The 10,803-nt window shown below is 34.4% G+C and carries 6 protein-coding genes and 1 pseudogene; all 7 read right to left on the bottom strand.

Going from position 1 to position 10,803, the window contains the following annotated elements; all coding sequences use genetic code 11:
• Positions 1 to 65: 65 nt before the first annotated feature.
• Positions 66 to 759, bottom strand: a pseudogene (locus ACFO3L_RS04230) (DEAD/DEAH box helicase family protein); the annotation flags it as partial.
• A 34-nt stretch (positions 760 to 793) separates the two neighbouring features.
• Positions 794 to 997 carry a helix-turn-helix domain-containing protein gene (locus ACFO3L_RS04225; RefSeq protein WP_062467898.1) on the bottom strand — a complete coding sequence of 68 codons (204 nt, stop codon included), beginning with the start codon at positions 995 to 997 and terminating at the stop codon, positions 794 to 796.
• A gap of 458 nt (positions 998 to 1,455) precedes the next feature.
• Positions 1,456 to 1,968: a GNAT family N-acetyltransferase gene (locus tag ACFO3L_RS04220; RefSeq protein WP_379964177.1), complete on the bottom strand. Its 513-nt coding sequence runs from the start codon at positions 1,966 to 1,968 to the stop codon at positions 1,456 to 1,458.
• Positions 1,949 to 3,820 (bottom strand): recombinase family protein, encoded by a 1,872-nt coding sequence (locus ACFO3L_RS04215; RefSeq protein ID WP_379964180.1) that lies wholly within the window; start codon positions 3,818 to 3,820, stop codon positions 1,949 to 1,951. Before ACFO3L_RS04215 ends, ACFO3L_RS04220 begins: the two co-directional genes overlap by 20 nt.
• Positions 3,821 to 3,876: 56 nt before the next feature.
• Entirely contained in the window at positions 3,877 to 4,020 is a 144-nt protein-coding gene (locus ACFO3L_RS04210) for an SHOCT domain-containing protein (protein ID WP_379964175.1), read from the bottom strand.
• 525 nt (positions 4,021 to 4,545) lie between these two features.
• On the bottom strand, positions 4,546 to 8,202 hold the full coding sequence (locus ACFO3L_RS04205) for an AAA family ATPase (RefSeq protein WP_379964173.1): 3,657 nt from the start codon (positions 8,200 to 8,202) through the stop codon (positions 4,546 to 4,548).
• A gap of 58 nt (positions 8,203 to 8,260) precedes the next feature.
• A partial coding sequence (locus ACFO3L_RS04200; protein ID WP_379964171.1) for a restriction endonuclease occupies positions 8,261 to 10,803 on the bottom strand: 2,543 nt, incomplete at its 5' end.

Below are 10,803 nucleotides of genomic sequence, written 5' to 3'. Positions count from 1 at the left end.
TCCTCCAGTGTGTTTTCTTATATTTTACACACCTTATTTTTATTGTCTAGTTCAGTGTAACCTATCCAGGCTTCTTCACCATCATCACCAACTAGCTGCTGATAAAGTGCCAGATAAATCTCATAGGAACTATCCAAATTTCCATAAACGATAGATCATCTGGAAGGTCATGTAAGTTTTACCGGTACCTGTGGCACTAACTACAAGGACACGATTTTGTCCTTTAGCAACAGCATCTACCGCTCTATTAATAGCCACCCGTTGATAATACCGAGGGGTTTTATAATTAGGTATGTAGTAATAAGGCTCCAGCATAACTTTTTCTTCAGCCTCATCAATCCCCTTATCAATTCTGTGTCTTTGGTACAGCGCTTCTGGTGATGGGAACTCTTCTAATTTCAGTTCCTTAACTTCACCTGTGATGAGGTTCTGCTCCACAAAGCCATCTCCATTTGAAGCATAGACATAAGGAACATCCAGTGCCTTGGCATAATCAATGGCTTGTTGAAGTCCAGCACCTACAGGCTGTGTATTGTCCTTTGCTTCCACAATGGCTAGAGGGAAGTTGTTTTTATAGGACAGGAGGTAGTCAGCACTTTTCTTTCTGCCTCTTGCCGTAATATTTCCACGCAAAATAATACGCCCTGCTGTAAAAGCGTACTCCATCCGTATTTGCTTGTTATCCCATCCCGCATTCTGTATAGTAGGTGTGATATATCTTAATTTGATATCTTCTTCAGACAAATGGCTTTTCCCCATGAACGCTCGCCCCCTTCATTTTATTTAAACGATGTCAATCGAACTTAAACTCCATGATGTCACCGATATTACACTGGAGGCATTTACAGATTTTATAAAGGCTCTCCATGCTTACCGATTCCCCTTTACCGAGACGGGCAATAATATTATAGGTAATGCCGGCTTGATCCTTTAAGTCAGTTTTATTCATCTTCTTGTCGATCAATAGTTTCCACAGATTATCATAGCTAATCACCATGAATCGCACACCTCCGAGGATGTAAAATATAGTTAAGAATAGTATAACACATTACTAAACGAAATAGAAAGAAAACCTTACATTATTGCAAGGTCCTTTTATAAGCATCATTTAGGATTAGGATAACTATTTTATCAACTCACCACGTTTTTGCCAGCAATCCTATCAACTCACAAGCTCAAAAGTCAATCTATCCACTCAATCTTCCATCCTGCCATTCTTGGATTAGTTCCCGCAAATTAAAAAACCGTGATTCTCCTTCCGGCTTAGAACCAGATCTCAAATCACGGAAAGTCCTTATTTACTCATGTTTCTACGCTTTTACTTTTCTATCCTTGACATCAATACTACCGTCTCCACATGGGACGAGACAATGCCGTGAATAACAACAGTACAGGGGAACAAATCCACCCTCTATGTGTGCGGGAACATATCGACCAAATAAATCTGAAAAACTGTCAGATAATTTTGCATTCCATCTGCAAGTCATAGGGCTCGTCCTCTATGCAGGAAGCAATGGGATCAGCACTCCGGCGGAAGCCCATTGCGGTGTAAAAACGAATTGTTTCTTCCGCACTGCAGCAGGAAGCATATAAAGCATGCGCCCCCCGTTTCAAGGCTTCTTGCCTGGCAGCATCAAGCAAGGCGCGTCCTATTCCTCGACGGCGATAATCTGAAGAGACATGAAAACTGTCGATAATCAGGCGGTCTTTGTTCAGTCGTGGAAGTAGCATAATCTCGCCAACTACTCGATTTCCTTCAAAAGCACAGTAGGTCACATATTGCCCGCTGAGAATCTCCTCTGCTTTTTCAATGCGGCGTTCATCATCCCAGTCTTCAGTAAAGGGATTGTAAACCAATCTCAGCTGACCATCTTTTAGACGGTATACATTCTTCACTTCTTGATATCGTCTAAAATCATTAAGAGAATTGCGACCGAAATTGTTTTTATCAGCAAGTTTTATTTCCAATGAATTTATCCTTTCTTACGAATATATCGTATGTAGGCGTAGGCGCATTTCCTATTTTCTTGACAAAAGAACAACCGTCTCCACATGTGACATCACTACTATGGGAACATGATTTATTTACCTGGTTATTAATATAGGAAGACAATTCAGCAGAGTCTTTTCCTATTCTTTTGTTTTTAGAACTAGCATTTTTCCTTGGTGTCTTAAATCTCTCTCCATTTAATCCATCTTTAAAGCCAGTCTTATATACAAAGGCAAGCTTATATGGATCTACCTTGCCATCATCGTCTATCTCTCCAACAATAACCTTTTCTACTATACTTTCAAATACATACCTATCAAATTCTTTTAGGACTTCCTTTCTTTCCAGCATAGATTTAAAGTCTTTCATCCTCTTTTTAATTTCATTGTTGTTTTCTAGGCTATATTCTAAGTTTTTCTTTTCCTTATTCTTTTTTGAATACTCCTTCTGAAGATCTATATACTTTTCTTCATATAGATCTTCCTCTATTTTTTCTTCTAGTCTTAAATCTACTAAAGAGTTTTGCTTGTTTAAAAGATGGGTTATCTCTCTTTCTAACTTCTTAATAGATTTCTCAAGACTTTTATCATTTAAGCTAACTTCAACTAAGTCTAGAAAGCTACTTACAATATCTTTATTATTTGATGTAAGCTGTCTATAGCTCTCTAAGAAAGCTTTCTCTATTGCTATTTCCTCTATACCCTTAGAATTAGGACAGAATTTCTTTCCCTTCTTAGTTCCTCTTACACATTGCCAAATAGTCTTCTTATATTGGGAATTACTATGCCAGGACCTTCTAGATAAATTCGAACCACAGAAGCCACATTCTAATAGGCAGGAAAAAGCATATTCCCTACTGAATTTGTCTCTTTTTCCATTCTTTGAGCCTACAGTATTTCTATTCTTAGCCCTTCTAAGTCTAATAGCTTGAGCCTTATCAAAGTCCTCTTCACTTACAATCCCTTCATGGTGGTCTTTTATATAAAACTTATCTTCTTCACCAAAGTTTTCTAGTCTTCTTTTAGTAATAGGATCTAGGGTAAAGGTCTTTCCCATTAAAAGATCTCCCTTGTATTTTTCATTTTTTATAATTCCCAGCACAGTGGTGGCTGACCACTTACTAGAGCCTCTAGGAGATCTGTAGCCAAGGTTTTCTAACTCCCTGCATATCACACTTCCCCCTGCCCCTTCTAAGTATCTCTTAAAGATATACTTTACTATCTGGGCTTCATCTTCATTTATGGATATAGTTTTATTCTCACTATCATAATCATAACCTAGACAACCATGAAAGCCTACTAGTTCCCCTCTTTGCATTTTCATCTTCAAGCCTTTTTTTACATTAGCAGAAATATTTTCCACCTCCTGCTGGGCAACTGAACTAAGGATAACTAAAAGCAATTCTCCATCCATAGTTAAGGTATTGATGTTTTCTTCTTCAAAAAATACTGCTACGTTGATTTCTTTTAAGCGTCTCACATACTTTAGTGTATCTAAAGTATTCCTAGCAAATCTAGATATAGATTTTGTAATTACCATATCTATATCCCCATTCATGCAATCATTTATTAACCTTTGAAAATCCAATCTTTTATCTATTTGTGTGCCTGTGATAGCTTCATCTGCATAGATTCCAGCCATGGTCCAATCAGAATTTTCATTGATTAAATCAGTATAATATTTGACCTGGGAATGATAACTTTGAAGCTGATCCTCACTATCGGTACTAACCCTACAATAGGCTGCCACTCTTTTTAATTTTATCTCTGCACCATTTCTTCTACCGTTTAAAAGACCTTCACCTTTTATTACTTCTACCTTCTTCATAATCTCACCTCACTTTTATATTATTCTATACAATCCTATTTTACCGCGACTAGTTAAATTTAGCAGGTCAAATCTGAAGAAATCTTATATTTTTCCATAAGAAGTCTTTTAATCTTAAAGTATTCTTGCTTGTTTATTAGCTTTTCACTTAATAATTGCCTGAGCATAGCAAGCTGAATGCTATATTCTAATATGTCCTCCATCTATTCTTCCTCCTTTAAAACTGTCACCAAGACTTTCTTTGTTCTCATAGGACAACTTAAATGCCCCTATATATAACAGTGAAAATATGATCCGCTTGATTCGCTATTTTAGAAAGTTTTTGAAAAGATTAAATGAAAAATGGACACAGAGAAAGCGACTAACTTAAGAAAAATTATTCTTAAGTCAATCGCTTTGTTTAATATTGATATTTTAAAATAAATTTAATGAGCAAGCACAGTAAGTGTACGGACACTTACGAGAAAATTGATGAAGCGAACCCTTTTAGGTTCGCTTTCTTCAACTCAATTTTCTACTTGTTCCTATCGGAATGATTTAGGGGTTCCCCCTAAGACCCTGTTAAAATTAAATATCTTTTTATAATTACCATAGATATGTCTACTCAAAAATACGAGTTGGGTTAGGCATCCTCTCGCTAAAAACCATAAGATTTTTGTTTTTTTAAATGATTAAATACAAAACATAAAGACCATCAATTACTTTCTTGATCAAATTATAATGTTATTTTAAACTATACTGTCCATCCACTTCCTTATCTTGCATTCTACCTTTTCTGTATCAAAACTACCATCCATTCCATCTTTTGTGATTATAAGATTTCCCTTGTTCTCTGATATACCATACTCTTGATAATATGCTTTCTTATTCTCCCACTTCTTCATATAAGAGTAGTCATTGGTCATTCCCAAATGCTCAAGGTAAGAGAGCTTTCCCTTATACCTCAGTGTAAAATCTGGTATAAAAGATCTTTCTCCAAGAACAAGATCTTCTTCATATTTGTATTCAACACCCATCTTATCTAGTAAGTTAGCAACAATAACCTCCGACTTAGATCTTACCATCTCGCCTCTCAAGGTTCTGTGTATTAAATTTTTCTCGAAATATTTTTTTTGGTTATTTTTTTCAATTTGGACTATATTAGGCTTTTCAAACAAATCTGTAAACCTTTGCTTAGTATCAGAATACCAGTCATAGGAATATAACAAAAGATCTTCTATTGATAAATCACTCAAAATTATCAAACTATCTTCCTGTCTTGAAAAAGCTGTGTATAGTAACTCCTTGCTTATGAAAGAACTTTTACCATTAATAATCACAATGGTCTGTCCAAAAGAAGATCCCTGAGATTTATGAATAGTTAAGGCATAGGCTAGTTCTAATTTTGAATCTGCATTTTCCCCTCCAAAATCCTGCTTTCTATATGAGAAAACTTTGGTTCCAAATGATGAGAAACGAAATTTATACCAATCTTTATTTTTATCACTTTTCCCATAATGTCCGGGATAGCTAACCATTATACCTATTTCACCATTTGCTATATATTCCCTGCCTGCCCCATTATCCCAATAATCTCTCTCCCCATTAACATTTGAAATTATCTTGTCACCAAAAACAATATTTTGTATAGATTGAGGCTTGTTTTTGCTCCAAGGATATTTATTCCAACTATCAACAATATCTTGCCTATATTTATTATGAATTTTCTCATTGAAATAGTAGCTGCCTACACCAAGAAATCTAGTTGGTGTTAAAATTTGCCAGTTCTCTATATCATTGCTATTAGGGTAATTAGTATACTTATTAATTTCTGCTCCTAAACTTTTATTAAAACTATCTATATCATCTAAATCTTTCATTCCAGTTACATCAGTTAAATTTTCAAAGAATAATTTTTCCAGTTGATTTACATCTTCATATTTTATGAATTTCAATCTACCATCCAAGCTATTATTTTTAATTCTATGAATTACATCTTTATCAGTTAAATCTAAATTTGAAAAAATCTGAGCGAAAGATACATCGTCCCCGCCTGCGCCCTGCCTCATTTCTGTAGTCAAAATTCCTATCTTATTTTTGTGATAATTTTCCATGTAGCTTATAAGATCAACAAAGGGTCTTCCCCCACCAATTGGTGGTAATTGATTAGGATCCCCTGTAAAGATAATTCTTTCCGCATGTGAATCAATCAACTTTAAAACACCAGCAAACATTACCTCAGTCAACATAGAGCATTCGTCTATAATTATAGTCTTAGCTATACTTGTACTCGCCTTGTTAGGCAACTTGTAAGACATGGTTGTCCAACTAAAACCACCTGACCTTACTAAAAATTGGGCAACTGTCATAAAGTCAGCTTCAGCTCCAGCTTCTCTAAAATGATTTTCTAATTGAACCCTTGACTTTCCTGTAGGAGTTAAGGCCAAAACTCCACCTTCTCTTATTCCCTTGGAAGATGCAAACAAACTTAAGGCTGTAGTTTTTCCTGTTCCTGCCCTACCTAAAAGAATTGATATTCTTGAAGCTTCCATAATTTTTAAAGCATCAGCTTTTTCGGTTCTTGCTCTTTCATCCTTTTCTTCAATTCCTTTTTTTATAGGACCAAACTTATTATCAATAATTCCTCTCCAGTCCTCTTTGATAGGATAATCCTTATTTAAACCTGAATCTATCACATTAACAATCAAGTTTTTATAGTCTTCATATTCCACTAATTTAATATAGCCATTCTCTCTATCCACATATAGATCTCCTTCTTCTAGAAAATCTAAAAGTGCCTGGATTTTTTCCAATTCAAAGTCTGTTTTTTGATCCAAAGGAAGATCATTTATTTCTTCAATTATCCTTTCAAAGGTCAATAATGTATGACCAGAATTTAATGCTATACTTAACACATAAGTAACCATAGCCCTAAATCTACGCTTATCTCCCGCGGTTCTCATTTTAGATGGTTTTTTTAGAGGATATTTATTATCAACTAAAGGATTGACAAACATAGCATTATCTATTTGAGATATACTTATCTGGATTGTTTCCTTTTCCTTACGAGTTAACTCATAAAGCAAATAAGGGTTATCCAAAATCTTTTCACCCAATTGTTCTCTTCTGGACCAGGCAAAATTAGCCTGATCTCTAGAAAGGTTCATCCTAGCTAATAGCTCAAAATAGTCTAACTTGTTTTTATTTTGCAAAAGCCCTAAAAATTCGTCTTCTTTTTCAGCCAAGCTATTATCTAAATTATCTATTCCGATTTCCTTATCCCCAGTAAAATATAGTTTTAATTCTTCCGTTAAAGGATTTTCATCAGTATTTATATATTTTGCTATATCAAAACCATAAGACAAACCTAGTGCAGATAAAGCAGAACCTAATCCCGGATAGATTCCTCTTTGGTTCCAAACATTTTTAAGTTCTCTATCAACATATTCTAATTGGCGATTTATCCAATCTAAACTCAGATTCTTCAGCTTAAGTGGAACTATATTTTTCAAGGCTCTTTTTGCTTGATTAAGTAAATCTATTACTGCATCGTAGCTTACCCATTCTGTTGCATATGAGAATTCATCTCTAAATCCAGCTGGCTCAAAAATAGTGACTGTAGAAACATCAAATTCAGGATTAGATTTTAAATAATCATATATCTCGTGGTAGGGCATTAAAAATCCATTTTCTCCATCCTTTCTGATGGAATGCCCTGCATTTGTTTCCCAAATGTAGTTATACTCGTCTCTAGTCCCATCAGTATCATACTTCTGTAAAGTAACTTTTCCAGTTAAATTTCCTATACCTGCTATTACCCTTCGATTGTCTTCTATAAATGGGACCTGCTTATAATAGGGAAATATTAAGGATTTATTAGGGACAATTCCTGAAAAAAAGTAATCAAAAATACCCTTTTGGGAAGGACCATGCGATACCCATGCTGAAGACCAGTTAAGCATTAATTCTGTCTTACCCAAATCAAAGTAAAAATTATGATGCTTATGTTTTTCAATTGTATTATCCTTTCTGGTCCAGGCAAAGGGTCTTAAAAGAAAACTATAAGGTTCCAGCACAAGTTCCGTTTCACAATAGTGCTTAAATTTTTCATTGTTTTTCCTATAAGGGTGATTGATATTAACGCTGATTTCCCTATTAGACATAAATGCCGCATTTTCAGTTACCCAGCTTTTTATATTTTCTCTATCTAAATCTAGATAACTAACCCCTTTATTCTTTTCCTCAAAATCCCAGTCCCTAGCAGAAGCAATATTAGCAATTATTTGTGCTGCCACATTATATCTAGGATTATTATCAATTCTTCCAGTATAATCGTTATCTTTCCATGGTATCCTTGTGGAATAATGCTGAATAAATTTATCATTCTCTACATTGACTTTTTTCATCCTAATCCCCCCAGTATGATTGTTGGAAAATAAAACATTAATCTCGCTTAAATTCATATTACTTTACTATATTCAACAAAGATTGGTAGTCAGTTACATGATCGTATCTCAAGTTATTAGTAGAGATATTATTAAACAAACTTTTAGCACAATCAATTTTAGCCTTCTCTATATTCCTTAACTCCATTGAATCTAGGCTGCCCTTTGTTTCTGCTATAAAATAAACATGCTTAACTGCTCCTTCCTTAAAGGCTATGGCCCAGTCAGGAGTATAGTTGCCTACAGGAGTTGGAATTGCAAATCCTTTAGGTAATTTGGCATAAACAACAACTTCATCAGCCCTATCTATAGATTTAGCAAATCTTGACTCTACACTATCTTCTGAAATCCCATCAACAAAGACATAATCCTGAATATGTTTATTGGTCTTTAGGGCATTCTTAATATTCTTATTTTTAGATCCTGCAGTAAAAATACTACTATCATACTTGTTCTCAGTACGATTATAAGTAATATGGTCTACCACCATAGTAGCCTTTTGGCTATTAATAAGTCTAGTAACCTTTGTTATAAATTCTTCAGGATTATCCTTAAACATCTGGAAGGTTCTTTCCTCTATTCCCTTTAAAATCTTAACTATAGTCCCCCTAGTAAGTACAGTTTCTTCTGCAATTTTTCCTACCAGATCGTACTCTACTTGACTTATACTAGCATGATCTAAGACTTGAGTCTTTGTCTCTAAAACCTCAAAACTATCTAGCCTATCAAAAGCATGTTCATCTAGCTCTTCGTGCTGAATACCTTGTGAGATAGTATATTGTAGTTTTGAGACCTTTAAGTTATCATCGATATACTTAATAGCCTTATCTACTAATTCCTCACTATCAAACTTTACCTTGTAACTATATTTATTATTTATTAAGTTCCATAGACTTTGGAATTCCTTCTTGTAAAAATTATTATTTAATTCATTATCTGTTAATTTTGTCTCATGGTCATTTTTGATCATATTATCAAGGACACTTTCATCAAAGATAGCCTGAACCAGATAATGAATTCCTTCTTCCATTTCCTTTAAATCTTCTGGTACAGGAAGTAATTCATCATTTTCTAAATCCTTGTGATATTTGTCTGTCACTTCGAAATCATTATTTATATAGTCACTTCTTATAAGATAGAATACTATATCACTAGCTTCCTTATCAGTAATTTCCCTAGAACCTTCTTCAGTCTCAACAATTTTTCCAAAGAAATATTCTCTAGTAGCTTTTGTAGGCCTATCGTAAAGATTATCTTTTATGTCCTTCTGTAGATCTCTTACAAACTCAGAATAGGAATCCGAAGCTATTACTGTTAGGATATTCATATCATGAACCAATTCTCCTAAACTTTCTTTGTCCATCCTATCTCCATTTTGATTTACACAAAGCCTTAGTCCACGTCCAACCTCTTGTCTTTTTGCAATTTGTGAATCGCTATGCTTAAGAGTACAAATCTGGAAGACATTTGGATTATCCCAGCCCTCCCTTAAAGCTGAATGAGAAAAGATAAATCTAACTGGTTCTTTAAAAGAAAGCAGCCTTTCCTTATTCTTCAAAATCAAATCATAGGCTGAAATATCATCCGAAGAGTCTTGACCTCTTTTTATCCTACTATCAATAGCTTTTCCCTTTCTATCAATAGAAAAATATCCTGTATGTGTTTCCTCCACCCCAATGGAATCTAAGTATTGTAAATAATCCTTATCTAATATGGTCCTATAGGTTTCTAAAAGATCCATATATTCTTCTTGAAAAACCTGTCCATACTCTCCAAGTATTTCATTATCATCTTCATCATACTGCCTATATTTAGCAACCTCGTCTATAAAGAAAAGAGATAGGGTTTTTATCCCTTGTTTATAGAGGTTAGCCTCCTTTTCAAAGTGAGACTTGATAGTTTCCCTGATCTGGATCCTCCTCATATCCCTTTCAGATATATCTCCAACAACATCTCCCTTCCTAATTACTTCGCCATTGGTAAAGCTTACTGAATCAGTAATTGGATTTATACTGCTTACTGTATAGCCCTTGTACTGTTCCATTTCTTTGGATAAATGAAAAAGATTATCCCCTTCTTCAACCAGTCTTGCTTCCCTATTAATAGATTGCTTGTACTTAATTTCAAGATGAAGCCTTGCCTTGGGTGGTTTATTTGGAGATAGGATAATTTCATCTAAATAAAGATATTCATCAGTTCCTCTAAAATTCTTTAACTCAAAGCCCTTAACTGCAATTCTTTTTACAAGTTTTTTGTTGTAAGCATCCAAAGCATCTAATACATAAATTAAATTATGTTCTGTTCTATGGGTAGCAGAGTAATTCAAAGAAAATAAGGGATTAAAGTTCTTTAGAGCATCCTGGGTAGCCTTGCCACCCATTTTTTGTGGCTCATCTAATATAAGGATAGGATTATTGGCTGCTATTACATCTATAGGTCTTCTAGAGCCAAAATTATCTCTTTTAGAATAAATTATTCTAGCATCCTTACTTCTTCCTCCTCGTATTATATATTTAGAAGCAAATAAAGCTCCTTGAAAACTAAATAAAAATATTTTCATTA

Origin of the sequence: Enterococcus eurekensis (assembly GCF_042654605.1) — a bacterium.
Classification (GTDB): domain Bacteria; phylum Bacillota; class Bacilli; order Lactobacillales; family Enterococcaceae; genus Enterococcus_I; species Enterococcus_I eurekensis.
Note: the sequence above shows the minus strand (reverse complement) of the source record. Positions and strands in the feature narration are given on the sequence as shown.

Excerpts from the sequence above, each read along its gene's own strand:
- ACFO3L_RS04210 (WP_379964175.1), bottom strand. The coding sequence starts at position 4,020 with ATGGAGGACATATTAGAATATAGCATTCAGCTTGCTATGCTCAGGCAA.
- ACFO3L_RS04225 (WP_062467898.1), bottom strand. The coding sequence starts at position 997 with ATGGTGATTAGCTATGATAATCTGTGGAAACTATTGATCGACAAGAAG.
- ACFO3L_RS04205 (WP_379964173.1), bottom strand. The coding sequence starts at position 8,202 with ATGAAAAAAGTCAATGTAGAGAATGATAAATTTATTCAGCATTATTCC.